This window comes from Clostridium sp. C1 (genome assembly GCF_018223625.1).
Lineage (GTDB): Bacteria > Bacillota_I > Bacilli_A > Erysipelotrichales > Coprobacillaceae > Allocoprobacillus.
On record NZ_CP073631.1, the window covers coordinates 2,049,578 to 2,075,360 of the forward strand.

A 25,783-nucleotide genomic window follows, 5' to 3' on the forward strand; every position below is an offset into this window, starting at 1 on the left:
CCTGTTATTCCTTGATTAAATTTTTAATACCATTTTGATAAGCAATTTGATAAAATGCTTCCATTTCATCATCTGTATATTTCTTATATTTTAAATCAATTCCATAATCAAAATCAACATATTCATATTTAGAAGAAGCCAAAGGATTATAATTTAATAATTCATAATATACTTCTGGATTAATATGTGATAAAAACTGACTGATAGATTGTAGGTTTTGTATAGTCGCTGTGATTTGTGGAATTAGTGGAGTACGGATAATGACTTTTTTCCAATGTTCACTTTTTAAAATATATTCTATATGCTTTTTAATAAGCGCTACTGACCCACCTACATACTTTTGATGTAATGCTTCATCATATATTTTTAAATCAATATAAATTTGATCTAGATAAGGCAAGGCTTTTTGAATGAGTTCTAATGATGTATATAATGTTGTTTCAATAGCTGTATGAATATGTTGTTGATGGCAACGTTTTAAAATATCAATTAAGAACTCTCCCTGCATCAATGGTTCCCCTCCAGAAAAAGTCACTCCACCACTATCACGATAAAAAACACGATCTGACTCAATTTCTTTCATCAACATATCAACATCATAATATTGACTGTCATAACGAATAGCTGATGATGGGCAGATATTAACAAGGTTATCAAAATCTCCTTGATAATCTTTATTGAAATAAGGTCTATCATTTTGATAAATCATTTGTCCTTCTTTCGCATACTTTTCACAACAACGACAATGTATACAGTTATTTTGAAAATAAATGGGTTTGCGTAAAGTTGAGATTCCTTCGGGATTTTGACACCATATACAACGAAGGGGACAACCTTTGAAGAAAATCGTTGTACGAATCCCATCACCATCATGCACAGCAAATCTCTTAATATCAAAAACTAAAGCTTTAGATGTTGTCATATGTTGTCCTTTCAATGATTTCATCTTGTAATTTATGTGCTAACTCTACAAAATAAGCTGTATATCCTGCCACACGAATCGTTAATGATTTATGGAGCTGTGGATGAATCTTGGCATCTTGTAAATCTTCACGTCTGACAACATTAAATTGAATATGTGGAACTTTTAAATCAACAAAAGCTCTTAAAAAGTTTTCAAATTTGTTCATGCCATTTTTTGTTTGAAAAAACTCTGGTAAAAACTTCATATTCAATAAACCACCATTGGTTGTCAAACTATTATTTAAGCGTGATACTGATTTAAGAACTGCAGTTGGACCTTTTAAATCACGTCCATATACCGGTGACATACCACCATCAGCTAATGGCGTTAAAGCATTTCTTCCATCTGGCGAAGCTCCTACATTTTCTCCCATTGGTACATGTGCAGAAACGGTATACATTCCTGTATGGTAAGGCCCACCACGATAATTCGTATAATCTTTCATTCTTTCTCTAAAATACTCAGCCCATTTTGCTCCTAAACGATCAACCCATTCCACATCATTTCCATACTTAGGCACTTTATTCAATAGCATAGTCTGTATGATTTCATAGCCTTGAAAATCAGCCTGTAAAGCTTTCAATAATTTTCCAGCCTCAATCACACCATCATCATAAACCAACTTTTTCATTGCTGCTAATGAATCAGCCAGATTGGCAATTTGAATCATCTGGATACCAGATAAATTATACTTAGCACCACCTTTAGTCACATCCAATCCTTTTTCTAAACAATCATCAATGACTGATGATAAAAAGGCAGTAGGTAAACAATCTTGATGGGCTTTTTCAACAATAATTTCACATTGCATCATTTTTTCAATAAAATAATCGATTTGTTTTTGAAATGCATTTTCTAAATCATCAAATGTTTCATAAGTATCTAAACCACCTAAATCCAAACCTATTTGTTCATGTGTAAGCAAACATTTACCATGATTCAATGTTAGTTCTAACGCTTTATTCAAATTAAACATAGCCGCATCAGACCAACCCAAGTTATTTCCATGTGTTGTTAATTCAACACATCCTACAATCGCATAATTCAAAGCGTCTTTCTTTTCAATTCCTAAATCTATTAACGCATGGATAATCGCTTCATCATTGAAGAATTGAGGCATTCCACTTCCTTTAGATACAACTTCTATTGCCTTTTGCATTAATTCATGAGAACTATGACGATTTAATCTTACAGATAAATTAGGTTGTGGTAATCCTAAATCATATTGACATTGTAAGCAAAGCAAAGATAATTCATTATAAGTATCATTACCATTTTCATCAAGACCACCAATCGCAATATTAAATCCAATCGGGAATCCTGCAAAATATTTGGCACTATTTTGATTACGTAAATAAACAATCTGATTAAATTTTAGCCATAAACATTCTAAGATGTCTAAAGCATCTGCCATAGATATTTTTCCAGCTTCAATATCTTTTTGATAATAGGGATATAAGTATTGATCCATTCTTCCAGGTGAAAATGAAGAAGCATTGGATTCCATATGCAACAATACAAATAAAAACCATAGTGATTGCACTGCTTCATGGAATGTTTCTGGTGGACGTTTTGTGAGATTTAAACAATTATTTGCGACAGTTTTCAAAGATTGTTGATAAGATCCTTCAACATCATGAATATTTTCCATAATCATATCATAATAACGTTTCATAAATGTACATGCACCTTGCATAACAAGAATAACACATTCATAAAATTCTTTTTGTGATTCATCACAAGTTTTTAATTTTTCTTGAGCTTGTTTCATCAATCCTTGTGGTCCAAGTTTCAACCACAAAGCCGTATCTGGGCAAATATGTCCTTGCGCATGATCTTTTTGATTAATTTTGACAACTTTTGCGATAGCTTGAATATCCTCTCCTCCACGATGTTTAATCACATCTTCCATCGTTTTCCCTTTCCAGTAAGGATAAATCTTTTCTCTAAATTCTTGAATATCTTCTTCTTTAACTAAGAATTGATCTTGGGGACGTGTTGGCAATGTTTCAAATTCCTTATCTATCCATGAACAACCACTCTCAGGAAAAACAACACCATATCTGACACCCTTTGTACGATTACCAACAATCAATTCTTCTTTTTCAAAACCTATTTCCAATTCTTCCATTGCTGTCTTTAAAGATAAAGCTCTTTTTTTAGGAACAGATAAAGATTCATTTTCCTGATAAACACGTGTAATGATACGAGCCTGTTCAATTGAAGCATAACGTGGTGAAGATAACATTTTCTCTTTTAATATTTGAATTCTTTGACTCATTAATTTTTCCATAGTCCCCTCCTACAACATCTCAATATCATAAATTTTCATATACTCTTGATAATCTTGATTCAATACATCACTTAAAATCAACCCATCTACATCTTTTAAATTTCCATAAATAAACTGTCCATCTTCACTTAGCTTTCTTGTTTCACACAAAAGATAATTTCTCTGACTCTGTTTCATAACTCTTTGTTTCATCAAACCATCTTCAATATAATATGTAGAAACATCTCCATTATCTAATTGAACGCCTACAACCCCTAAAAATGCTTTATCAATCTTAAATTGTTGAATCATCTGTAAAGATAATCCACCCCAAAAGCCATCTCTTTCCTTATTCAATTCACCACCAATAAAGACAACTGATATATTTTGATTATCTTTTAAGACATCTAATATTTCTATCATATTAGTGATGACAATAAGAGATAAAGAAGAAACATTCAATAAATGAGCCACTTCTACATTTGTTCTTGAAATATCTAAATAAATCGTATCTTGATTTTCTAATAACGATATGACTTTTTTTGCTATTTCTTGACGTTGCTTATCGTTCATATCTTTACGCTGTATACTACTATACAAATGGGGATTCTTACGAAGACTCATAGCTCCTCCATAAGTCTTTTTCAATAATCCTTTTTTCTCTAAAAGACTTAAATCCTTACGGATACAATCTTCAGTCACCTGATATTTTAAGCTCAATTCCTTAACCTTAACATGACCAGATAAATTGACCTGATTTACAATATCATCTTGCCTTTCTTTCGCAAACATTGCCACCCTCTTTTCTTATTTTTTATTATTTAATATTATTATATATTGTTTTTTATTAATTTTAACATATTTTCTCAAATAGAAAAGACATCAGTTTTCACCAATGTCCTGTCCTAAAGATAAATAAACAAAATAATTATCATCACTACCTAAAGATTCACTGAAATAAACACTTGAATCATCCTGATAATCACTTACCACAAAACGTGTATCATCATCTTCATCAACTTTTAATTGAGATTTATATTGTTCAATAGACTGATAAATATCTATCTGAAATCTTTCATTTATTTTCTCTATAAGTGATGTATCCAAATAAATCGGATTTTCTCTTATACTTCCTTGATTCGTCCAAGATAAAGTGACAGACTGATGATACGGCTGTTGTTCAAGAAAACTCATAGAAGCCGTTAAACTCACAGTATCATATGTGCCATATACATTTATATAAGCACTATATTCATCTTCATAAATACTATAATTTTCAGAAACATCAACATCCATCAATAATTCATCAGTAAAGAAAGTTGTTAAATCATTTTCATAGTCCAACGCTAATTGTAAAGTTCCATCATCATCACCATTATCAATACCTTCCTGTAAAGATTCACCCGTAAATTCTGTATAGTTATGACTATTATAATTTGTGACAATATTCCCTACAAATACTGCCATCCCCTGCCCTATAACAATCAAAGCTATAATAAAAATAATATATTTTTTAAAAGTTCGTGATTTTTTTTGTTGCGAAAAACGACCCGATGTTTGACTGCGTGATTGATAGAACTTCCTTTTTTTCTTTGGTTTAAAGATTTCTGGTTCTGGATATTCAGTAGATATTGTTTGACTATGAGTGATGTTTGAACTTCCTCGAACACGATAACCACAGTTAGGACATCTATCAGCTCCTGGAGGTATTTTTGTATCACATACATCACAACGCATAAAACTCTCCCCTTTCCCCTAGATATGTCTATAAATATATTATAGTTGTTTATTCACAAAAATAGAAGAAAAGTTTACATATTTCGTCATAATCACTCCTATCCATAAATATTTTTCTATTCTTTTAAAGTATAGTATTTTTGATATCTACTTCTTGGTTTTTCTGGAATTGTCATTTCTAATCGTCCTTCTTTTATAAGTGGTACAATATACTTGTTTGTTACATAGCTTGTTGTCTTAATATTTAAGAATCCCATAATTTCTTGTCGTGATCTTGGTATCTGACAAAATTCTAATAATTGATCATAATCATCTTTTTCATCAATATGTTGTTCTTCTTTTCTTTGATTATATAGAGTTACAACAAATTCATTTCTCAAATTTTGAAAAACCGGGTCAGGTAAATTCATTTTTCTCATCTCACGATAAATAGTGGGAATACCAGAATATCTATTTTCTGTATTTAGTAGAGATTCCGACATAGTTGCTAAAACAGGATTACGTAAATCAGGGCGAGAATGTCCTAAATCTTCAACTGTCATACGTCCATAAAGACCACCTGGACTATGAATTTCTAGACGATTTGAATAAAAATAAATCTGTATTGGTGTTCCTTCTGTATATTGACTATAATCACGATGAATCAAAGCATTTAAAATAATTTCTCGAATGGCATTAATAGGATATTCTGTGACATCCTCTCTATTTCCTGTTTGAGGATTAATGATTGTTTCTACTTTCATATTTCTTTGACAAAAAGCAATAGCACCATCAAGCATTTCAATCAAAGTTCCTTCTATTCTTTTATTATCTAAAAAACGTGCTCCTTGATTTGATAGATCACCTAAATTTTCTCCCGGCACAACAACTGCAATAATAGCCATTTGTGGCAGATATCCTTGAGGATATATCCCAAAATTCATCACGGCAGCAAGTGTTGGTATACCATTTCTAGAGATAGATAACATTTCATACACTTGTTCATCAGATAATTTTGAGAATCCTGGCTTATTAATTTTCATTGTTAAAATATATTTTTCTAATTCTTCTTTTCTCAATAAATCAAATGTCGCTCTTTCAATTGGTCTTTCATCATCATGAACATGTTTTTTAAACGCTTCATATGAGTAGATTTCATAGTCAGTCATAGGAAGATCGGCATCTCCAACACGAACATATGAGCCTTTGACTTTTCCTGCACCAGCATAATAACATGGTCTTTCTGTTATATCAACGGATGGAATTTCAGCACTACATATATCTAAACCATGATACTTAGCAACAGTAAACATTGCACGAGCAGGTGGAACCATTTGATTACATTGTTCTGTCACTTTCTTTTGTAAATCATGAACATCATATACACCTACAGCTTCAAAACCTTTTGTTTCATCTAATCCAAACAAAATAATTCCTCCACCATCTTGATTAGAAAAACTAGATAAAGTATCATACAATCTCTTAGGACAACCACCATGAGCAGCTTTAACTTCAACTGTCTGTGTTTCGCTTTTCAATTGAGTAATTGATGATGTCAATTCTATAAGTTCTTCACTTAACATGATTTTCCTCCTTTAAAATTAAACTATTTTTTCATACATTCATTAATTATCATTTGTTTTCTAAATTCATTTTAGAATAATATTTCATTTAAATCAATAAAATTTAAGTTATTTTTCATTATTTCATTTAATATTTAAGTTATTTCTTTAATTATTTAGTTATTTTTTATTATTTGTTAACTTATTTTATCATTTCTTCACTTATTTATTATATATTTCAGTTATTTTTTGAGTTACTTCATAATTTGTTCACTTATTTGTTTAGTTATTTTATTTATTATCAACTGAAATCATATAAATATACGAAAAAACGCATCAACTGATGCGTTATAATGGTTTCTTTTTAATTCTACTAAAATCTCTAGGATATTGAATGGGTGTATTCTTTACTTTATGTATATAAATATTACAACGATGATCATTTTCATCTGTTAAAGTGAAACTTTCCTGTTTGATAACTTTTCCACCTAGTTTTTCTATACCCTGTTTAGCTTCCTGTAATTCTTCTTGAGCTTTTAATCCTTTTAAAGTTATAAAATCTCCATCAACTTTCACTAAAGGCAAGCATAATTCATCTAAAATATTTAATCTGGCAACAGCTCTTGCTGTCACAATATCAAATGATTCACGATGTTTTTTCGCATATTCTTCTGCTCTTGAAGCCATAGCTTGAACATCTTTTAAATCTAAAACTTGAATCAAATGTTTTAAAAATGTAATACGCTTTGATAGTGAATCCACAATTGTGACTTTTAAATCTGGATAGACAATCTTTAAAGGAATAGAAGGAAAACCTGCACCTGCTCCTACATCACATAAAGATTGATTGGATAATTCATAATCAAATGAAATTGTTAATGAATCATAAAAGTGTTTTAAATAAACATCTTCTTTTTGAGTAATAGCTGTGAGATTCATTTTTTGATTCCATTCAACTAATGTTTGATAATAAAGTTCAAACTGTTCAAGTTGTTGATCTGTTAAAGTGATACCTTTATCTAAAAGGGCTTGTATAAATTGTTCCTGATTCATATATACCTCTTAATAGTGTTGTTTTAAATAAATCAAAAGTACTGAAATATCAGCCGGATTGATTCCTGAAATACGTGATGCCTGTGCAATTGTGACAGGTCGAATCTGTGATAATTTTTGTTTTGCTTCTAAAGATAGATTTAACACATCTTCATAATCAATATCTTGAGGAATTTGTTTTTCTTCCATCTTTCTTTGTTTTTCTACTTGTCTTAAAGTCTTATCAATATATCCTTTATACTTAATAAGAATTGTTACTCTTTTTTCTTCTTCTGAAGTTAAATGAGCATTTTCAATATAAGGCTTTAATTTTTGATAATCCATCTCTGGTCTTTGAAGTAAAACTTTCGCACTGATTCCTTCTTTTAAAGGCGTTGAACCCAGTTCAACCAATAATTCATTGATTTCATGTTTAGGCGTAAAACGAATACTATCCAATCTTTCTATTTCTTCATGAATATGATTCATCTTTTCAACATAAGCCTGATAAACATCTTCTTTCACTAATCTGGCATCATAACCATATTGTCTTAATCTTTCATCAGCATTATCATGTCTTAACAATAAACGATATTCAGCACGTGATGTCAACATACGATAAGGTTCTTTTGTCCCCTTTGTGACTAAATCATCAATCATAACACCAATATAAGCTTCATTTCTCTTTAAAATTAATGGTTCTTCATGATTGATCTTCTTTACAGCATTGATCCCTGCCATTAAACCTTGAGCTGCAGCTTCTTCATATCCACTCGTTCCATTGATTTGTCCTGCTGTAAAAAGATTTTTAATCACTTTTGTTTCTAATGATGGCCATAATTGTAATGGATCAATCGCATCATATTCTATCGCATAAGCATATTTTAAAATCTGACAGTTTTCCAATCCTGGAATCGTACGTATCATTTGTTCTTGAATATCATGAGGCATGGATGTTGAAAAACCTTGAACATAAATAGTATTCATTTCTTTGGATTCTGGTTCTAAGAAAATCTGATGTTGTGGTTTATCAGAAAATTTCACAACTTTATCTTCAATAGAAGGACAATATCTTGGTCCTATTCCTTTGACAATCCCAGAATACATACTACATCTTGATAAATTATCTTTAATAATTTGATGTGTTGTTTCATTTGTATATGTTAAATAACAAGGAGTTTGTTTTTCAATAGGAACAAATGTTGTTGTTTCATAACTAAATGCAAGAGGTTCGTCAGTGCCTGGCTGTAATTGTGTTTTTGAATAATCCACACTGTTGATTTCTACTCTTGGAGGTGTTCCTGTTTTCAGTCTTTGAATACGGAAGCCTAAATCTCTCAGTTGATCAGATAAATACAATGATGGCTTTTCCTGATCAGGTCCACTTGGTGTCTTTTGATCTCCAACCATGACTTCAGCTTTTAAATAAGTTCCAGTTGTTAATATGACAGTTTGACCAGCATATGTTTTTCCATCAGCTAAAGTCACACCTTTAACTGTCTGATTTTCAATAATTAATCCTTCAACCATTGCTTCAACAATATCTAAGTTTTCTTGTTGTTTTAAAATCTTTTGCATATAACGTGGATAAGCTTTTTTATCTGCCTGAGCACGTAATGATTGGACTCCTGGTCCTTTGGCCGTATTTAACATCTTCATCTGTAAATAAGTAGCATCCGTTGTTTTTCCCATTTGTCCACCTAAAGCATCAATTTCCCTGACAATGATACCTTTTGCCGGTCCTCCAATGGATGTATTACAAGGCATTGAACCCACATTATCAAAATGTGATGTTACCAATAGTGTTTTTTTACCAATTCTTGACGTTGCTAAACAAGCTTCAATACCTGCATGTCCACCACCCACAACAATTACATCATACATTATTCCTCACACTCCTTTAATCTGTTTCATATTAGCACAAAATATTCATATTATCAAATTGAATTATTGATACATCTTCAATAGAGAAAACTTTTTGGTATCTTGAAGTTTTCTTGTGCATAAAATAAAGCATATGTTATAATACTTTTGAGGTGAAAACGTATGAATCCTAAAGATATATTAGAAAAATATTATCATTTTGCAGTTGTGGGAGTTACTCCCAATCAAGAAAAATATGGTTATAAAATATTTAAACGTTTATTAGAAAAAGGATATCAAACTTATGGTGTATCTCCTATTTATCAAAATATAGATGATATCCCAACATATCCAAATCTAGAAGCAATAGATCATCCTATAGATGTTGTGGTTTTTGTCGTCAGTCCAAAATACGCTTATGACTATGTTGATGAAATGTCTGGCATTGGTATTCGTTATGCATGGATGCAACCAGGAACATATGATGACCAGTTATTACAATATATGCACGATCAAGGTATTACACCTGTTCCTGCCTGTATCTTAGTGGAAACAGAATAAATCAGCCCATCAAGGCTGATTTTTTCAATTTTGTATAATTTGATGATTTTGATCATATAAAGTCCAATCAGCTATATGACATGAACTCCCCTCTAACATATAAATATCAAGAATATAGGAATCATTCATTTCTTTTTTATAAACTTTCCCATTATTCACAAAAGAATATTGAGAGGCATTTTGTTTATTCTTTCCATAAACAACAACCATAGCCTGATGAGAATCTGCATAATTGAAAGTATCTATGTCCTGGGAAGAAGAACTCTCTCCCCAAAATTGATAGTTATCCATCCATAAATTATGAACATTTTCATAAATAAGCAAATGACTTTGAGCTTGATCGTCTTGATAAACTATAAAATACAAATTATCCTGATATTTTACTTTTTCAATCGTTTCAAAATGACTATCTCTTTTTGATATATCTTGAATAAGATAACTATAAAAATCTTGACTTTGACGATTCATCATAAATAAGCACCCTATAACCAGTAATATCAAACAAATCAAAACATGAAAATATTTCTTTATAATACTCATGAATCATTCTCCTTCATATGTCATCTTTTTATAGAATGTCATAAATTTTATTTTCTTTCGACTCATTTTTATAAATATTTCACTAATTTTATGTTAAACAAAAATATATTTTCATTTGTTATACACATCTTTATAGTACAATATCTTTAAGAGGTGATATCCATTATGAAAGACTATCTTAAATACTTTATTTTTCGCTATGTTCTTCTTTATTTCGTTTTATCTTTCATTTGTCTTTTCATTATGCCCACGACCGCCTTTATCATTATGGCAATCCTTGTTGTATTGTTTACTTACTATCTGAAAAGAAAAAATCGTCTTTATCCACATCAATTTCAAATCCAATTAACAATCATCCTTATCATTTTAGTTTGCTTAACCATTGTCAGTTTATTATCTCAAGGATATCTTTCTTTTCAGTTATGGAATTATTACTACATACTCTATTTCCCTTTTGCTTTATTTTTACTTCTATGCTCCTTGACTGCCCATTATCAGTTAATGATATTTGGTCCTATTCTTCTTTTGTTCATTCAATTAGTAAGTCTTTATGTTTTTAGTCAAGATCAAATTCCTATAAAGAAATACATCGTTAAAATTCTATGTCTAGTCCTTCTTTGTACAACAAGTTTTTATGTATATCAAACCTCCCCTGCCAGAAAATATAGTGGTGGTCATGGCTTTGACTATATGAATGGTTATTCCAGCACTGACTTATCTCCTTTTTATCCATATAGTGAAGATAGTCAACTTGTCGAACTTCAAGAACCAAGTACCTTTATCATTGAAAATGAAGAAGATATGCCTGTTCTTGATGGTGCAGAAGCTTGTTATCCTGTTTACAGTGCTATTGCGAAAGCCGTTTATAAAGATATTGATCAAATAGAAAAAGCATATAGTGAGTCAGAAGACTACAATTATTATAATACTAATGGCAAAATTGTCACATTTACTAATACATCTGTTGGTTATACCCGTTTAATCAATGGGAATATTGATATGTTCTTTGGCGCAAAACCTTCAAAATCACAATTAGCAGAAGCCAAAGAAGCTGGTGTCGAATTTGAATATACACCTATCGGTCAGGAAGCTTTTGTCTTCTTTGTGAATAAAGATAATCCTGTATCTAATCTATCGACTCAACAAATTAAAGATATTTATCATGGTGATATAACAAACTGGCAGAAAGTTGGTGGACTAAACAAAGACATTCTTGCTTTTCAAAGACCAGAAAGATCTGGCAGCCAAGCCATGATGGCTTACTTTATGGGAGATATTCCACTAAAAGAGCCTTTACAATATGAATACATATCAGGTATGTCAGGTATCATTTCAGATACAGCCCAATATAATGGTGAAAAAGATGCTATTGGATATACGTTTAGGTACTTCCTGGAAGGTTTACATCAAGAAGAAGATGTGAAAATATTATCTGTTGATGGTGTTGAGCCAACGACTGAAAATATTAAAAATCAGACATATCCTATATCTACTTATTTATATTGTGTGACTTTAAAATCTAATCAAAAAGAAAATGTAAAAAAATTAAAAGACTATCTTCTCTCTTCACAGGGACAATATATTATTGAAAAAACAGGTTATTGTGCATTAAATTAGAAAAGGAGTTTCATTCATGAAAAAAGTAATCGGCTTATCACTTTTGGTCATCATTATGATAATCATCTGTCTATTTTGTTTAAGTCCAATAACAAAGGATTCGATGACACATGTTGCAAAAGAAGACACACTATATTCCAAAGCCTTAGACTATGTCATATCCAAACAAAAGAATGCTTCTTATAATAAAGATAAGGAAGACTATCATATTTTTACAGATTATATTCCTTATGGTATTGAAGAAACAGGTCATTATCAACATATCTTTATGTGGATACATTTAGAAAGTTTCTATGTGTTGAATGATGAACTTATTCAAGATGAAAGCTTTTCTATTCCTTATAAAATCACTTACAAAGATAACCAGGTCATTCAATGTGAAACGCCGGAAAGTGGAAATCTTTATATTGATTCTATTCAAAGGCTATTTCCACCTCAAATACAAAATCATATCTTAAATCACTCATCCCATTCATTTGATTTAAGTCAACAAATTCAAGAGTACTATGCTTATCTTCCTTCACCAGATATAGCTCATACTGTCTGTTATTAAGCTTACTATAACGAACAGTTTAAAACTTATTGATGAATAAAATCTTTGTATGGCAGTCATTCTCTATACAAAGATTTTCGTTTTCTCATCTTTTGTTATTATGGGATACACAAATATTTGTTATAGTTTGGAAAAAGGAGATGATGTGATGGATTTATATTTTGTATTAGTTGGATGTGTTATTCTTATATGTATTTTATTAAATCGTTTTTTAGATAAATTGGCTATTCCTTCTCTTTTGTTTTTTATTCTTTTAGGAATGCTTTTAGGTGAAAATGGTATTTTAGGTGTTGTTTTTAATGATTATCAGATTGCCGAAATGATTTGTTCAACCAGTTTGATATTCATCATGTTCTTTGGTGGTTTTGGAACCAATTTGAAAGTAGCCAAACCAGTAATTGTGAAATCTATTGTCTTATCAACACTCGGTGTCTTATTAACAGCATTGCTGGTTGCGGGATTTGTTTATTATGTTTTAGATTTATCATGGTTACAGAGTTTATTAATTGGATCTGTCATTTCTTCTACTGATGCTACATCTGTCTTTAACATTTTACGTTCTCGTCATTTATCTTTAAAGTATGGAACAGACTCCTTGTTGGAAATTGAATCAGGATCGAATGACCCTGTTTCATATATGTTAACAATATCTGTGATTATGATTATGACAGGACAAAACATATCTTTACCAGTTATGATTTTTCAACAAATCATCTTTGGTTTATTGTGTGGTTTTTGTATTGGAAAAATCATAGTGAAAATTTTAAATGAAGTTCATGTCAATGAAAGCTATGAAAATACAGTTATTATTTTTGCGAGTAGTATTATCACTTATGCTTTTTCTAATCTGATTGGTGGAAATGGATATTTAAGTGTTTATATTTGTGGCATCATTTTAGGTAATAGTTATATTCCTCATAAAAAAGACATGGTTCATTTTTATGAAACTCTTACAAAAATGGCACAAGTCTTAATCTTCTTTTTACTAGGATTACTTGTCACACCATCTGAACTTCCAGAAGTTATTATTCCTGCCATTTTGATTATGATTTTCTTAACATTTGTAGCTCGTCCTTTATCTATTTCTGTACTCCTTGGTATGTTTCGTTCACCATTGCGACAAATGACCGTTGTATCATGGGCAGGATTAAGAGGTGTAGCATCAATCGTCTTTGCGATATATGCTGTGCTTTATCAAGTTAATTTACCATTTGATTTATTTAACCTTGTCTTTTGTATTGTCTTATTTTCACTTTCTATTCAAGGCTCACTTCTACCATGGATTTCAAAGAAATGTCATATGATTAACCCACAAGTTGATATATTACGTACATTTAATGATTATCAGGAAGATAATGATATGTGTTTTGTGAAAATGAAAATAGGGCATAATCATCTTTTTAAAAATCTAAAGCTTAAAGATATTAATGCTGATGATTTGTTAGTCATTTTAATCGCAAGAGATCACCAAACTTTAATTCCTAATGGTGATACAGAAATATTAGAAGGAGATTTACTTGTTTTAGCCGCAAAGCAATTTGAAAACAGAGAAAACATTCGTTTAGATGAAACCCATATTCATTCATCACATAAATGGAAAGATAAGCTTGTTAAGGATATTTCTTTACCTGCTAAACAGTTAATTATCATGATTCAAAGAAATCATCAATCTATTATTCCTAATGGAACAACGCCTATTTTAGAAAATGATATTCTTGTGACAATTGAAACACAGGATGAAATATAAATATGGAAAAAGACCTCAAAATTCAATTGTTTGAAGTCTTTTTATCATTATTTATAAAATTGAGGTAGGTATTTTTTATGGGCTTCTAGCATTTCATCTAATATCTTTTTAGCAGTGATTTCACTTTGAACAAGAGGGTTAATTGTCATCGCAACTAATGCATCATCATAATTTCCACTTAATGCAACATTTGTTGTTAAAATTTCAAAAGCTTTTAACTGATGAATTAAACCAACTGTTTGTAAAGGAAGCTCTCCGACTGGGATAGGAACAGGTCCATCTTTTGTGATTTTACAGCTCACTTCCACAACAACATCATCAGGCATATTAGAAATAGCACCTTTATTTAAAGTATCAACAACTTGTATATCACCTTTATCATTATATAATGACGAAATCAAGTTGCAAGCTGCATCACTATAATATGCTCCACCACGTTGTTCCAATTCTTTTGGTTTAACATCAAGATTTTCATCTTTATATTTTTCAAATAATTCTTTTTCAACCTTTTTAACAACTTGTGCTCGACATTGTCCTTTCGCAGCATCTTCCTGACAATGTTCTAACATTTGTTGTTTTTGTAAGTAATAGCGTAAATACCCAATACCTAAATATCCATAACTATTTAAAAACTCTTTTGACCATGGTATATCTACAATATTTTTCAAAGATTCACTATTTCCCTGATCAATCATTGTATCAATCAATTTTCGATTCGCATTTTCTCCATTCAATGTAATATCTAATGCATAAATCATATGATTGATACCACCAATTTTAACATCCAATTCATCATTGTCTTGGACATTTAAAATATGTTCAATATCTTTAATCATATTCACTGGTCCATTACATAAACCAATAAATTTCTTCCATCCTGTATGTCTAAAAACAGCTTCGGCATTAATTCCTGATGGATTCGTAAATGAAATAATCCATGCGTTTGGACATAATTTTTCACAATCTTTAATAATATCAAAGATAACAGGTATTGTTCTTAAAGCTTTAAACATACCTCCTGGACCATTTGTTTCTTGTCCTATAATACCATATTTCAAAGGAATCAATTCATCCTTTTCTCTCGCATCTAATTGTCCAACTCTAAATTGAGTTGTGACAAAATCTGCATCTTTCAATGCTTCCTGACGATCAAGAGTCATATAAATCTTCATAGGGATTCCTGCTTTTTTCACCATTCTTTTTGCAAGATTTCCTACAATTTCCAACTTATGTTTCCCTTCTTCAATATCAACAAGCCATAATTCTCTAACAGGTAATTCATCATATCTTTTGATAAATCCTTCAATCAGTTCAGGTGTATAGGAAGAACCACCACCAATTGTTACTATTTTAACGCTTTTCATAATCTTCCTCCTTCAATTGACTCGCTGCATTTCTATCAAGGCAGACAATCACACTTGGATGTCTTTGAATAATAGAGCTAGGAAAATCTGGTGTCACTTCACCATAAATCATTCTTTTCACTAAATCAGCTTTCTTTTCTCCCTTAGCCATCATGATCAGTTGTTTTGCTTTCATGATTGTGCCAATTCCCTGTGTGACACCTTGTGTAGGAACATCTTCAATATGATCAAATCCATAATCAAGTGAACTTTCTATAGATTCCTGATGTAAATCCACAACATGACATGCTCCATCAAGTGGACTTCCTGGCTCATTATAAGCAATGTGTCCATCCATTCCAATTCCTAAAATTTGGATATCAATAGGATTTTGTTCAATCAATGTTTCATATCTTTGACATTCCTCATCCATATCTTCTTTTGAGCCATCCAATGCATTGATATTTTCAGGTAAAATATCAATGTGGGAAAAAAGTTCATTTTTCATTGCTGAAGCAAAACTTCTAGGATGTTCCGGTTTCAATCCAACATACTCATCTAAATTAAAAGCTTGTACATTTTGAAAACTCACTTTGTGATTCTGATAGCTATCAATAAAATATTGATAAACACCTAATGGTGTTGAACCAGTCGCAAAACCAATTGTTGCTTGATCATGTTGTCGGATAAAATCACATATCGTTTCTCCTACATAAGCATCAAGCTTTTTTTCTTCATCAAAAACAAGAATTTTCATAATGACCTCCTCTTTTATTCTGCTCGTTCTTTTTTCTTAGCGTTATCTATTGCTTTTACAAATAGAAAATAAATATTAATAATGATACCATCAACCCTAAAGACATCAAATCGCATATAGAACAGCGTTATCATAATAATATGGTATCATTATTATAGTGTTTAAAACAATAGAAATTCTAAAAATAATGGCTTCATAAAAAATAAAATGTACTTTCTTGATTGTTTAGAGATGATATAACCTTACTTTGATTTTCTCAAATAAAAATACGATTCCCTAGTAAACATATCTTTCATCATTGATAATGTCTGCTTATTTGAATCGTATTAACTTCCCTTTATTCAATATTATTTAAATCATCATTATTTATTTTTTAAGAATACATGCCATATTTTGACCAGTATTTTTCATATTTTCTATTCCTTCTAAATCACTTTCAACTTCTCTAGATAATTGACTATAAACCATATTCCAATATGTTGATCCTACAACAATCATTTCATGATTCAAAAAGAAATGATTCATTGCATCTACTGCATTTAAGCCTCCACCACGTCGAAGCGATACAATAGATGCACCTACTTTATATTTCATAGATAGATTCTCTTTATTCATATCTAAAACAACTGCTGCTCGTTCTAATAGAGCCTGCATAAATGAAGATATATTTGCCATATAAACTGGTAATCCTAATATCATTCCATCTGCTTCCATCATTTGATTAAATACATCATGAAAATCATCTTGATAAACACAATTTTTTCTACTCTGACAAGCCCAACATGCATGACAAGGATTGATTTTCTTATCATAGAGAATTATTAACTTGGTTTCTATTCCTTCTTTATTTAACTCTTCAAAAATATATTTCATTAATCCTGTTGTATGGCTATCTTTTTTTGCACTTCCATTAATACCTAAAACTTTCATACTCTCTCCCTATCAAAATCTTTTATTTTAAATCTTCACCATTTGATTCACATACTTTTTTATACCAATAAAAACTATCTTTTTTATTCTTTTATAAGTTCCTTTACTTTTGTCATTAGCATCTACATTTTTGATTGATTGCTTTTTTAATAATTAATAAGGTATTGAAATTATTATATTGAAATACATGGCTCAATATACTTTTGTATAAAATCTATGCGATCAAATATCGTTGGTTTAAAATATGATGTAACTGCTATAACTATATTTTCCGACGGATTTACATATATAACATTCCCGCTATTTCCTATGGCCGCAAAAATATGTTTATTCTCATCTACAATCCACCATAGATACCCATAAGACATATTTCTAAATTCGTCTCCACATCTATAATTTGGTTTTATCATTTCTTCAATCCATTTAGAAGATACAATTTGTTTTCCATTATGAAAGCCTTTATCTAAACAAAGCTGTCCGATTTTCGCCATATCTGTTGCAGAAAAACACAAACCATATCCGGCTGTTCCTATTCCTTTAGGGTCGCAAAACCATATATTTTTTTGTGGGTCTTTACACATAATAAAATGTTTATGTTCTTCGGCAGTTTCAGCTAAATAATTTATATGTTTTTCTACTCCAATGGGTTCAAATAAAAATTCGTTTGCAAAATCAACGACTTTTAGACCACTCGTTTTTGATATAATGCCAGTTAGTATATGTATGCCTAAAGTAGAGTATTTGAATTTTCCAGTCGATCCTTTTCTTCCACCCAGAAAATCTAAAGCTGAAATAGTCCAATCATCACTTGAACAAATTTTAGTCCACGGTTCGTACTTATACTTATAAGGTGCAGTCATAGTCAGTAAATGCTTGATTGTAACTTGTTGAATTGTTTTTTCTCCTCTTTTAATTTTATATTCAGGGAAAAAATCTAATACAGGTTGGTCTATGCTTTTTATAAATCCTTTATCAAGTGCTATTCCTACAAGCAATACCACAACACTTTTTGTTGCAGACATAACATGGCAAGTGTCTATTTTTTTATAATTATTCCATTCATCAGAATAAACCTCTTTACCGTCTTTATAGCATGATATTTGACAGATATTAGGCTGTTTTTCTTTAATAAAATCGTGCAGTTCCTTTTTATTCATAGTATCAATTTCATCTCCATTTCACGTTATTGTATAAGAAATATTCATTCACAAAATATAAATCTTTGATACATTTGCTTATTTCTTTTTTACTGGATAATAAATTTCCGTTACTAGGTCATCTTCATTTGAAGTTTGTGTTGGGTCAGTAATATAAACTTCATAAAGAGGACCATTGTTTTCATAACCGTTTTGTTCTGCCCATTCACATTGTTTCGTATAAACAGATGTCAAATTAGAATATCCACCATGTAGAGTTGTTTTTAAGCATAGTCCCGGACAAAAATCTCTTGTTCCTGTAACAAATTGTTCTACTGGAATAGCGAATTCTGTATCTAATCCAAAAGGAGTAAACTCATCACCATGAAAAAGCACCATAGGTGGAGCATTGACAGTTAATTTGTCATATTGAATTTTCCTTAATATTGAATTAAAGCAACAAGCGTATTGTTCTTCCATTTCAAATTTACAAACCATTTTACGAATAGAAACCAAATACATAACTGGTACTTCAACAAGCTGTACATTAATCTTGTTCAAATAAGACATGATTGATTTTCCTTGTTTCAAAACTGCTATATCCTTATTTAATCGTTCTGTAATTTGTGAATATATCTGTATTTGTTTTTCAAATTGTTTCTTTTTCTTATAAAGTTCTAAGCATAATTTTTCATTTAGCATTTCTTCTGATGTAATAATCGTTCTAATTTCTTCCAAAGAAAAATTATATTGTTTTAGGCGGTTAATAAAAAGCATAGTTTCTAACTGTTCAATGGAATAGTATCTATAATTATTCTCTGGATTAATTTTGCTGGGTTTTATCAGTCCGATTTCATCATAGTAACGAAGCGTTTTTGTAGAAACTTTACATATCTTCGAAAATTCACCTATAGATAACATAAATCTACCCCTCTCAACTTGCTTCCATATTTATGTTACACCTTCCTGTAAGGGGAAAGTCAATGCGTTAATTCTATGCGCAATACCTTACTTACACCTAAAATAACATGATAAGAAATGAATTCCAACTATTTAATAGGTTATTTAAAAAGCTTGTATACCACTAGAAAAGTAAAGTGCAGCCTTTTTCATTTATCCTATAATCTTCCAGTTTCTATCCTTATAAAGGGTCAGTTCGTATTGATTTAATTAGTGAATTTATTATAAATAATCCTTTCATTTTTTTGGCTAATTCAAGAAAATTATTGACAACCTTGTGATTATCATCTATATTATAGGTGTAAGGTAGTTAGTTGCTCCACTAACAAACTATAAAGGAGTGATGTTCGTTGAATATAAATACTAATATAGAAAAACCTATATTCATTCAGATTGCAGAGCAGTTAGAGGATTCAATATTCACGGGAATATATCCAGAGGAAACGAAAATTCCTTCAACAAATGAATTTTCTACATTGTTGAATATCAATCCACATACTGTTTTGAAAGGAATGAATTTACTTGTTGATGATGAAATCATTTATAAGAAAAGGGGTTTAGGAATGTTTGTAAAAGAAGGAGCAGTGGAAAAAATCCGACAGAAAAGACAGGGTCAATTTTACGATCAGTTTATAGCAACCCTAATAGAAGAAGCAAACAAATTGAATATGTCTAAAGATGAAATAATTAAACTCATAGAAAGGGGTTATGACAATGAATGCAATTCAAATTAAGAATGTTACAAAACAGTATAAAGATGTTATCGCACTCGATAATATTTCCTTTTCATTTGAACACGGAAAGATCTACGGATTTCTAGGAAGAAATGGAGCTGGAAAATCTACGCTAATCAATATTATTGCCAATCGTATTTTTGCTGATAGTGGAGAAGTTCTTATTGATGATATTCCAGCAAAAGAAAACATGAAAATCCATGATAAGATCTTCTGTATGAGTGAAGCGGATTTATATGATACTAACTTAAAAATCAAAGATCAATTCAAGTGGATCGCTCGTTTCTACGATGATTTTGATAAAGAAAAGGCATTAGAAATAGCAAACAAATTTAATCTTAATATTAATAAGAAATTCAAGGCATTATCAAAAGGATATCAGTCTATCTTCAAACTAACAGTTGCCCTATCTTTGAATGTTCCTTATGTTATTTATGATGAACCGGTTCTTGGTTTGGATGCGAATCATAGAGAATTGTTTTATGACTTGTTATTAAAAGACTATGAAAATAGCGAGAGAACTATTATTATAGCGACACATCTTATTGAAGAAGTAGCTAATATCATTGAGGAAGTCGTATTAATTGATAAAGGAAAGGTACTTCTTCAAAATAATGTCAATTCATTATTGGAAACAGGATTTAGTGTATCAGGACTTGCACACGAGGTAGATGCTTATTGTGCTGATAAAAATGTTATCGGATACGATGAATTAAGTAACCTTAAAATTGCATATGTATTAGATGAAAAAACTCCTCTTCCTAAAACAGCTAATTTATCACTATCTGCCATGAATTTACAAAAACTGTTTGTCAAATTGACCGAGAAAGGAGACCAATAATATGAAAAATCTTAAATCTATTATTCAATATGAATGTATGACATCATTTAAGTATATCTGGATCTTCTATGCTATACAGTATGCTATCGTTGGATTAATTACAATTACTATCGGATTGATAATGGGTACCTTTGAAGATGTAGGCACTAATTGTTTAGAGATAAATACTTTGATTTATGTATGCGTATTAGGAGTTCTAGGATTTAATGAAGATTTTAAAATGCTGATTCAAAATGGTTTTACTCGTAAATATATATATATTGCAACTATTGCAATGTTCTGCTTTATTTCTGGAATAATGGCACTCGTTGATACGGTGGTTGGTAACATGATGCATTTAATCAATAATAATTATTCGTCATTATATGGAGCTTTATATGGGTATGATAACTTGTTTATGAATTGGCTATGGTTATTTCTTTTCTACGTAGCATTTTGTAGTTTACTTTATTTGATTGTTCTTGTAATCAACAGAGTAGGAAAGAATATTTCAATATATTTAGGTGTTGTTTTTGGCGGGGTTATCTTATTGATTATTGCATTGTTCAGATATGTATTCTCTGCTGAATTGGTTAGGGATATTGTAGAATTTTTGATGCAAGCAATGGGCTTTATGACTGATGGAACAATTAATTATATATTCCCTGCTCTAACATTATTTGTAATTGTAGCAATATTAGGAATTGGTTCTTATGCAGTTATTCGTCGTACAGAATTAAAATAATTTAGAACATTATAATAATTCTAATGTATTTTATTGAAAACCTTGTTGATGATAAGGGGATAGTAACAATGAAAAAAGAATTAACAGTAGAACAAAAAAGACTAGATACAGATATTTGGATCATAGCGGTGATAACATTAGCGGGATTTATCTTATTTATGTCATTAAGTAAATATCTTAACGACTTTATTAATAACGATGAAATTCATATTTTACTTCGTACTATAGTAACTGGATTAATGCAGTTTTCAATTGCAGGTCTAGGTAGTTCAATCGTATGTATAATTCGTAAAGATACATTTGCAAAAATGGGACTTAGGAAAAAGGGTGCACTAAAAGCTATTATCGAATCTGTACTGTTCTTTATACCATATGTCATTTATCTACTTATTTCCAGACAGTTTGATGGATATATGCCACTTTCTGTTTTAATAACTGATAATATACTTGCAAGCAATATTGTTTATAAAGCATTAGGATTAATTATGGTTGGAACTTTTTGGGGATTTTTTGAAGGATTTAATTATTATATTGTCAGTAGAGTAATCAATCAAAGATATCCTAGCAAAATTAATCTTGGAGCTATAATATGTGCATTTATCTGTATCTTATTTCATCCATTTAGTACATCATTCTGGGGGATACTTGAAATGATTGTAACTTTCATATTTATCTATGGTATGGTAAGCTGTGTAGATAAAAATAAAAATGCTTGGGGCTGTGTCTTTGCATTCATATTTCTATGGAACGCTTTTTAAGATAATATGGTTAAAAAAAATGAAAGTCATGACTGATGTGCATAATTCATTTTGTTGAGTTCAGATCATGATTTTTTATTATAATATAAGATATGAAAAGAATTTTTAAATTGATGTATATTAATAAACGATTAACCTAAAAATGAGTTCACTATCACTTGATAATGAACTCGTTTTTTCTATTTCAAATAAGTATTCATAAAGTCAGCTATTTTATCAAATGGAATGATGTCCATCTGATCATACAAATCCGTATGCACTGCATCAGGAATAATCATCAATTCCTTATTATCAGGACATGGATTATGATTCATCATAGCTTGATAAGCATCTTGACTCATATAACAAGAATGGGCTTTTTCACCGTGAATAATCAATACGGCGTTTCTAATTTCATTTGTGTATTGTAGAATAGGTTGATTTAAAAATGACATTGTCCCAATTACATTCCATCCATCATTAGAATTTAATGAACGTTTATGATATCCACGTTGTGTTTTATAATAATCATAATAATCTTTTACATAAAATGGAGCATCTTCAGGTAATGGATCAATAACCCCACCAGCTCTTTGATATGTCCCTGATTTATAATCTTTGATTCTTTGTGCATTATAGTTAAGACGTAACTGATATCTTTCTTTTTCACTATCATTAGCGTCAAAATATCCTTTTGAACCCACTCTTGACATATCATACATTGTTGAAGCGACTGTAGCTTTGACTCTTGTATCAATAGATGCAGTATTTAAAGCCAGTCCACCCCAACCACAAATACCAATAATACCAATTTTATCAGAATCAACATTCTTTTGAACAGATAAGAAATCTACAGCGGCCTGAAAATCTTCTGTATTGATATCTGGTGAAGCCATATATCTTGGTGTTCCACCACTTTCACCTGTATATGATGGGTCAAAAGCTATCGTTAAAAATCCTCTTTTTGCCATTTCTTGAGCATATAGACCAGAAGCCTGTTCCTTCACTGCACCAAATGGTCCACACACTGCAATAGCCGATAATTTTCCTTCATATGTTTTCGGTTCATATAAATCAGCAGCTAAAGTGATTCCATAACGATTATGAAACGTTACTTTACGATGATTCACTTCCTCACTTTTTGGGAATGTTTTATCCCATTCTTTAACTAAATTTAATTTTTCTTCCATTTCTTCTTCCTCCATTAATACCAATCATGTTTTTCATTACGATTCAAAGCTTCTATTTTTTTCATTTCATCTTCTGTTAATTTAAAATGATAAATCTCTGTATTCTCTTGAATATGATCAGGATTACTTGAACCCGGTATCACAACGACTTCCCTTTGTAAGTTCCATCTTAATATGACTTGAGCCGCTGTGACATTGTGAGCATCTGCAATAGATACAATGGTTTCATCATTCAATAATTCTTCAGTATGTCCTCTACCACCAAAAGGATACCATCCCTGCATTACAATACCATGACTTTGAATATATGGAACAACATCTAATTCTTGATAATAGGGATGGATTTCATTTTGAACTAAAGCTGGAGTTATATTGACTTGTGGTAAAAAGTCTTCCAATTCTTCAATATAATAATTAGATAAACCAATAGAACGAATTTTTCCCTGTTCCACATAATCCTCCATCACATGATAAGCTTTGACATCTCCATCACCGGGATGATGCAACAACATCATATCTATATAACCAATATTCAATTTTTCTAAAGCTAAATCAATAGCTGCCCGAGGATCATCAAACTGACTTGGATATATCTTTGTGATTACAAAAATATCTTCTCTATTGACTTGAGAATCTCTGATAGCTTTTCCTATTTCTTCTTCATTATGATACATATAAGCTGTATCAATCAGTCTAACACCTGATTGTAAGGCACTCGTTATAGCGTTATAACATTCATCACCCGTTAAACTATATGTTCCTATTCCATTAGTAGGCATATCATAACCACTATTTAATGTCACATATCCATCATCTAAATGAAATTGGTATTGTGTCTGATGAGATTTCACATCAGTTGTCACTTTATTTTCATTGTTTTGACATCCACATAAACATACACATAAGAAAGTCAGTATAATCATTATTTTTTTCATGATTTAATCATACCAATGAAACAATGATTGACCTTGATCCAATGTCTGAATCAAATTCTTATCATCATCAGATAATTCAAAATCAAAAACACTCATATTTTCAATCATTCTTTCTTTATGTGATGTCTTAGGAATCACAACAATCCCATTTTGTATTAAATACGTCAAAGCTATTTGAGCAGCACTTTTGCGATATTTCTTTCCAATATTTGTTAATACTGGTTCATGAAAAATATCTTTTCTACCTTCTGTAAAAGATGCCCACGATTCCATTTGTACACCATCTTTTTCCATTCTTTGCTTAAATTTTAACTGTGAATGATAGACATGTGATTCAATTTGATGAACAGCAGGTATCATGCCACAATGTTCAATAAACCAATCATAATGATGTCCTTGAAAATTAGAAATACCAATTGCTCTTACTTTTCCTTGATGGTAGGCTTCTTTCATAGCTTCATACATTTCTAATGATTGTGTGTAAGGCTCATGAATCAGCAATAAATCAATATAATCTGTCTGCAAATCTTTTAACGATTTTTCTATCCCTTGCTTGGCTTTTTGATAGCCTTGACATGAAGATTCAAGCTTTGTTGTAATAAAAATATCCTGTCTTGGTATTCCACTTTCGATAATTGCCTGTCCTACAATGACTTCATTTCCATACATTCTGGCTGTATCAATCAAACGATAACCTACCTGCAATGCCTGAATAATAGTCTGTTTCCCTGCTTCCCCTCTTAAATCCCATGTTCCTAAACCTAATAGAGGCATTGAAATACCATTGTTTAATGTTATAAATCTCATATCCCACCCTCCTTCTCTATTTGAAAAAGCAGATAATCTAAACAATCTATTTCATTTTGATATTTGTGTAAACAATCCAAAAGATATTGACGGTGTTTTTGTAAGTGAAAATCAAGCATATCAATGTTATTCACTTTGATACAATCCATACATGTTTGAATAAGTTCATTCTGACACCCTGCATCTATCAGATTGTCTTTTAGCTCTTTTGATATCTTTTCATCCACTCCATCACCTCCACCATCTTCATTATATAAACAGT

The 25,783-nt window shown here is 30.7% G+C and carries 25 protein-coding genes; 8 read left to right on the forward strand and 17 right to left on the reverse strand.

Features of this window, described 5'->3' with window-relative positions; translation table 11 throughout:
- Positions 1-4 precede the first annotated feature (4 nt).
- The 7 genes from KEC48_RS11000 to mnmG form a co-directional block, all read right to left on the reverse strand.
- Complete coding sequence (locus tag KEC48_RS11000) at positions 5-922, reverse strand: glycyl-radical enzyme activating protein (RefSeq protein ID WP_205089126.1); 918 nt, start codon at positions 920-922, stop codon at positions 5-7.
- Positions 909-3,257 carry a formate C-acetyltransferase/glycerol dehydratase family glycyl radical enzyme gene (locus tag KEC48_RS11005; protein ID WP_211962236.1) on the reverse strand — a complete coding sequence of 783 codons (2,349 nt, stop codon included), beginning with the start codon at positions 3,255-3,257 and terminating at the stop codon, positions 909-911. The genes KEC48_RS11000 and KEC48_RS11005 overlap by 14 nt, the downstream gene beginning before the upstream one ends.
- A 9-nt stretch (positions 3,258-3,266) precedes the next feature.
- Entirely contained in the window at positions 3,267-4,028 is a 762-nt protein-coding gene (locus KEC48_RS11010; RefSeq protein WP_211962237.1) for a DeoR/GlpR family DNA-binding transcription regulator, read from the reverse strand.
- A 90-nt stretch (positions 4,029-4,118) separates the two neighbouring features.
- Positions 4,119-4,973 (reverse strand): zinc ribbon domain-containing protein, encoded by an 855-nt coding sequence (locus KEC48_RS11015; protein ID WP_211962238.1) that lies wholly within the window; start codon positions 4,971-4,973, stop codon positions 4,119-4,121.
- 116 nt (positions 4,974-5,089) lie between these two features.
- Positions 5,090-6,535, reverse strand: coding sequence for an ATP-binding protein (locus tag KEC48_RS11020; protein WP_211962239.1), 1,446 nt, complete (start codon positions 6,533-6,535; stop codon positions 5,090-5,092).
- A 327-nt stretch (positions 6,536-6,862) separates the two neighbouring features.
- Positions 6,863-7,567: a 16S rRNA (guanine(527)-N(7))-methyltransferase RsmG gene (rsmG, locus tag KEC48_RS11025; RefSeq protein ID WP_211962240.1), complete on the reverse strand. Its 705-nt coding sequence runs from the start codon at positions 7,565-7,567 to the stop codon at positions 6,863-6,865.
- A 9-nt stretch (positions 7,568-7,576) separates the two neighbouring features.
- The gene (gene mnmG / locus KEC48_RS11030) at positions 7,577-9,430 is read right to left on the reverse strand and encodes a tRNA uridine-5-carboxymethylaminomethyl(34) synthesis enzyme MnmG (RefSeq protein ID WP_211962241.1); all 1,854 of its coding nucleotides are present in this window, start codon (positions 9,428-9,430) and stop codon (positions 7,577-7,579) included.
- A gap of 162 nt (positions 9,431-9,592) precedes the next feature.
- Here mnmG and KEC48_RS11035 point away from each other — a divergent pair, with 162 nt between their 5' ends.
- Complete coding sequence (locus KEC48_RS11035; protein ID WP_087359756.1) at positions 9,593-9,970, forward strand: CoA-binding protein; 378 nt, start codon at positions 9,593-9,595, stop codon at positions 9,968-9,970.
- 24 nt (positions 9,971-9,994) lie between these two features.
- Here KEC48_RS11035 and KEC48_RS11040 read toward each other — a convergent pair whose 3' ends face one another.
- Positions 9,995-10,510, reverse strand: a complete 516-nt coding sequence (locus KEC48_RS11040) for a hypothetical protein (protein WP_211962243.1) — start codon at positions 10,508-10,510, stop codon at positions 9,995-9,997.
- Positions 10,511-10,675: 165 nt separating this feature from the next.
- Between KEC48_RS11040 and KEC48_RS11045 the strand changes: the two genes are divergently transcribed.
- From KEC48_RS11045 to KEC48_RS11055, 3 genes are all read left to right on the forward strand, one after another.
- Positions 10,676-12,127 carry a substrate-binding domain-containing protein gene (locus KEC48_RS11045; RefSeq protein ID WP_211962250.1) on the forward strand — a complete coding sequence of 484 codons (1,452 nt, stop codon included), beginning with the start codon at positions 10,676-10,678 and terminating at the stop codon, positions 12,125-12,127.
- Positions 12,128-12,143: 16 nt separating this feature from the next.
- Complete coding sequence (locus KEC48_RS11050) at positions 12,144-12,680, forward strand: hypothetical protein (RefSeq protein ID WP_211962252.1); 537 nt, start codon at positions 12,144-12,146, stop codon at positions 12,678-12,680.
- Between the two features lie 148 nt (positions 12,681-12,828).
- Positions 12,829-14,427, forward strand: coding sequence for a potassium/proton antiporter (locus KEC48_RS11055; RefSeq protein WP_211962254.1), 1,599 nt, complete (start codon positions 12,829-12,831; stop codon positions 14,425-14,427).
- Between the two features lie 47 nt (positions 14,428-14,474).
- Here KEC48_RS11055 and KEC48_RS11060 read toward each other — a convergent pair whose 3' ends face one another.
- The 5 genes from KEC48_RS11060 to KEC48_RS11080 all read right to left on the reverse strand — a co-directional run bounded on the left by KEC48_RS11060 (position 14,475) and on the right by KEC48_RS11080 (position 19,514).
- Positions 14,475-15,794, reverse strand: coding sequence for a 6-phospho-beta-glucosidase (locus KEC48_RS11060; RefSeq protein WP_211965482.1), 1,320 nt, complete (start codon positions 15,792-15,794; stop codon positions 14,475-14,477).
- Entirely contained in the window at positions 15,778-16,527 is a 750-nt protein-coding gene (gene nagB, locus KEC48_RS11065) for a glucosamine-6-phosphate deaminase (RefSeq protein ID WP_211962256.1), read from the reverse strand. Before nagB ends, KEC48_RS11060 begins: the two co-directional genes overlap by 17 nt.
- A gap of 366 nt (positions 16,528-16,893) precedes the next feature.
- Complete coding sequence (locus KEC48_RS11070) at positions 16,894-17,457, reverse strand: flavodoxin family protein (protein ID WP_211962258.1); 564 nt, start codon at positions 17,455-17,457, stop codon at positions 16,894-16,896.
- A 173-nt stretch (positions 17,458-17,630) separates the two neighbouring features.
- On the reverse strand, positions 17,631-18,614 hold the full coding sequence (locus KEC48_RS11075; protein WP_087359145.1) for a serine hydrolase: 984 nt from the start codon (positions 18,612-18,614) through the stop codon (positions 17,631-17,633).
- Between the two features lie 78 nt (positions 18,615-18,692).
- Positions 18,693-19,514, reverse strand: a complete 822-nt coding sequence (locus KEC48_RS11080; protein ID WP_211962267.1) for a MerR family transcriptional regulator — start codon at positions 19,512-19,514, stop codon at positions 18,693-18,695.
- Positions 19,515-19,903: 389 nt separating this feature from the next.
- Between KEC48_RS11080 and KEC48_RS11085 the strand changes: the two genes are divergently transcribed.
- The 4 genes from KEC48_RS11085 (at position 19,904) to KEC48_RS11100 (ending at position 22,610) form a co-directional block, all read left to right on the forward strand.
- A complete protein-coding gene (locus KEC48_RS11085) occupies positions 19,904-20,287 on the forward strand; it encodes a GntR family transcriptional regulator (RefSeq protein ID WP_211962269.1) in 384 nt (127 codons plus the stop codon).
- On the forward strand, positions 20,268-21,128 hold the full coding sequence (locus KEC48_RS11090; RefSeq protein WP_211962271.1) for an ABC transporter ATP-binding protein: 861 nt from the start codon (positions 20,268-20,270) through the stop codon (positions 21,126-21,128). Before KEC48_RS11085 ends, KEC48_RS11090 begins: the two co-directional genes overlap by 20 nt.
- Position 21,129: 1 nt before the next feature.
- Positions 21,130-21,852, forward strand: a complete 723-nt coding sequence (locus tag KEC48_RS11095; RefSeq protein WP_087359138.1) for a hypothetical protein — start codon at positions 21,130-21,132, stop codon at positions 21,850-21,852.
- Between the two features lie 68 nt (positions 21,853-21,920).
- The gene (locus KEC48_RS11100; RefSeq protein ID WP_087359136.1) at positions 21,921-22,610 is read left to right on the forward strand and encodes a hypothetical protein; all 690 of its coding nucleotides are present in this window, start codon (positions 21,921-21,923) and stop codon (positions 22,608-22,610) included.
- Between the two features lie 179 nt (positions 22,611-22,789).
- Here KEC48_RS11100 and KEC48_RS11105 read toward each other — a convergent pair whose 3' ends face one another.
- Genes KEC48_RS11105 through KEC48_RS11120 form a run of 4 tightly spaced genes read right to left on the reverse strand, consistent with a single transcriptional unit; the run spans position 22,790 to position 25,748 of the window.
- Positions 22,790-23,779, reverse strand: a complete 990-nt coding sequence (locus KEC48_RS11105; RefSeq protein ID WP_087359134.1) for an alpha/beta hydrolase — start codon at positions 23,777-23,779, stop codon at positions 22,790-22,792.
- Positions 23,780-23,793: 14 nt separating this feature from the next.
- Positions 23,794-24,714 carry an aldo/keto reductase gene (locus KEC48_RS11110; protein ID WP_087359132.1) on the reverse strand — a complete coding sequence of 307 codons (921 nt, stop codon included), beginning with the start codon at positions 24,712-24,714 and terminating at the stop codon, positions 23,794-23,796.
- 3 nt (positions 24,715-24,717) lie between these two features.
- Positions 24,718-25,521 carry an aldo/keto reductase gene (locus KEC48_RS11115; protein ID WP_211962273.1) on the reverse strand — a complete coding sequence of 268 codons (804 nt, stop codon included), beginning with the start codon at positions 25,519-25,521 and terminating at the stop codon, positions 24,718-24,720.
- Entirely contained in the window at positions 25,518-25,748 is a 231-nt protein-coding gene (locus tag KEC48_RS11120) for a hypothetical protein (RefSeq protein WP_087359128.1), read from the reverse strand. The genes KEC48_RS11115 and KEC48_RS11120 overlap by 4 nt, the downstream gene beginning before the upstream one ends.
- Between the last annotated feature and the right edge of the window lie 35 nt (positions 25,749-25,783).

Bases quoted from the DNA above. Each gene is read 5' to 3' on its own strand.
- KEC48_RS11045 (WP_211962250.1), top strand. From the start codon at position 10,676: ATGAAAGACTATCTTAAATACTTTATTTTTCGCTATGTTCTTCTTTAT.
- mnmG (WP_211962241.1), bottom strand. From the start codon at position 9,430: ATGTATGATGTAATTGTTGTGGGTGGTGGACATGCAGGTATTGAAGCT.
- KEC48_RS11090 (WP_211962271.1), top strand. From the start codon at position 20,268: ATGAATGCAATTCAAATTAAGAATGTTACAAAACAGTATAAAGATGTT.
- KEC48_RS11055 (WP_211962254.1), top strand. From the start codon at position 12,829: ATGGATTTATATTTTGTATTAGTTGGATGTGTTATTCTTATATGTATT.
- KEC48_RS11035 (WP_087359756.1), top strand. From the start codon at position 9,593: ATGAATCCTAAAGATATATTAGAAAAATATTATCATTTTGCAGTTGTG.
- rsmG (WP_211962240.1), bottom strand. From the start codon at position 7,567: ATGAATCAGGAACAATTTATACAAGCCCTTTTAGATAAAGGTATCACT.
- KEC48_RS11105 (WP_087359134.1), bottom strand. From the start codon at position 23,779: ATGGAAGAAAAATTAAATTTAGTTAAAGAATGGGATAAAACATTCCCA.
- KEC48_RS11005 (WP_211962236.1), bottom strand. From the start codon at position 3,257: ATGGAAAAATTAATGAGTCAAAGAATTCAAATATTAAAAGAGAAAATG.
- KEC48_RS11010 (WP_211962237.1), bottom strand. From the start codon at position 4,028: ATGTTTGCGAAAGAAAGGCAAGATGATATTGTAAATCAGGTCAATTTA.
- KEC48_RS11080 (WP_211962267.1), bottom strand. From the start codon at position 19,514: ATGTTATCTATAGGTGAATTTTCGAAGATATGTAAAGTTTCTACAAAA.
- KEC48_RS11000 (WP_205089126.1), bottom strand. From the start codon at position 922: ATGACAACATCTAAAGCTTTAGTTTTTGATATTAAGAGATTTGCTGTG.
- KEC48_RS11040 (WP_211962243.1), bottom strand. From the start codon at position 10,510: ATGAGTATTATAAAGAAATATTTTCATGTTTTGATTTGTTTGATATTA.
- KEC48_RS11050 (WP_211962252.1), top strand. From the start codon at position 12,144: ATGAAAAAAGTAATCGGCTTATCACTTTTGGTCATCATTATGATAATC.
- KEC48_RS11100 (WP_087359136.1), top strand. From the start codon at position 21,921: ATGAAAAAAGAATTAACAGTAGAACAAAAAAGACTAGATACAGATATT.
- KEC48_RS11115 (WP_211962273.1), bottom strand. From the start codon at position 25,521: ATGAGATTTATAACATTAAACAATGGTATTTCAATGCCTCTATTAGGT.
- KEC48_RS11020 (WP_211962239.1), bottom strand. From the start codon at position 6,535: ATGTTAAGTGAAGAACTTATAGAATTGACATCATCAATTACTCAATTG.
- KEC48_RS11070 (WP_211962258.1), bottom strand. From the start codon at position 17,457: ATGAAAGTTTTAGGTATTAATGGAAGTGCAAAAAAAGATAGCCATACA.
- KEC48_RS11095 (WP_087359138.1), top strand. From the start codon at position 21,130: ATGAAAAATCTTAAATCTATTATTCAATATGAATGTATGACATCATTT.
- nagB (WP_211962256.1), bottom strand. From the start codon at position 16,527: ATGAAAATTCTTGTTTTTGATGAAGAAAAAAAGCTTGATGCTTATGTA.
- KEC48_RS11015 (WP_211962238.1), bottom strand. From the start codon at position 4,973: ATGCGTTGTGATGTATGTGATACAAAAATACCTCCAGGAGCTGATAGA.
- KEC48_RS11110 (WP_087359132.1), bottom strand. From the start codon at position 24,714: ATGAAAAAAATAATGATTATACTGACTTTCTTATGTGTATGTTTATGT.
- KEC48_RS11075 (WP_087359145.1), bottom strand. From the start codon at position 18,614: ATGAATAAAAAGGAACTGCACGATTTTATTAAAGAAAAACAGCCTAAT.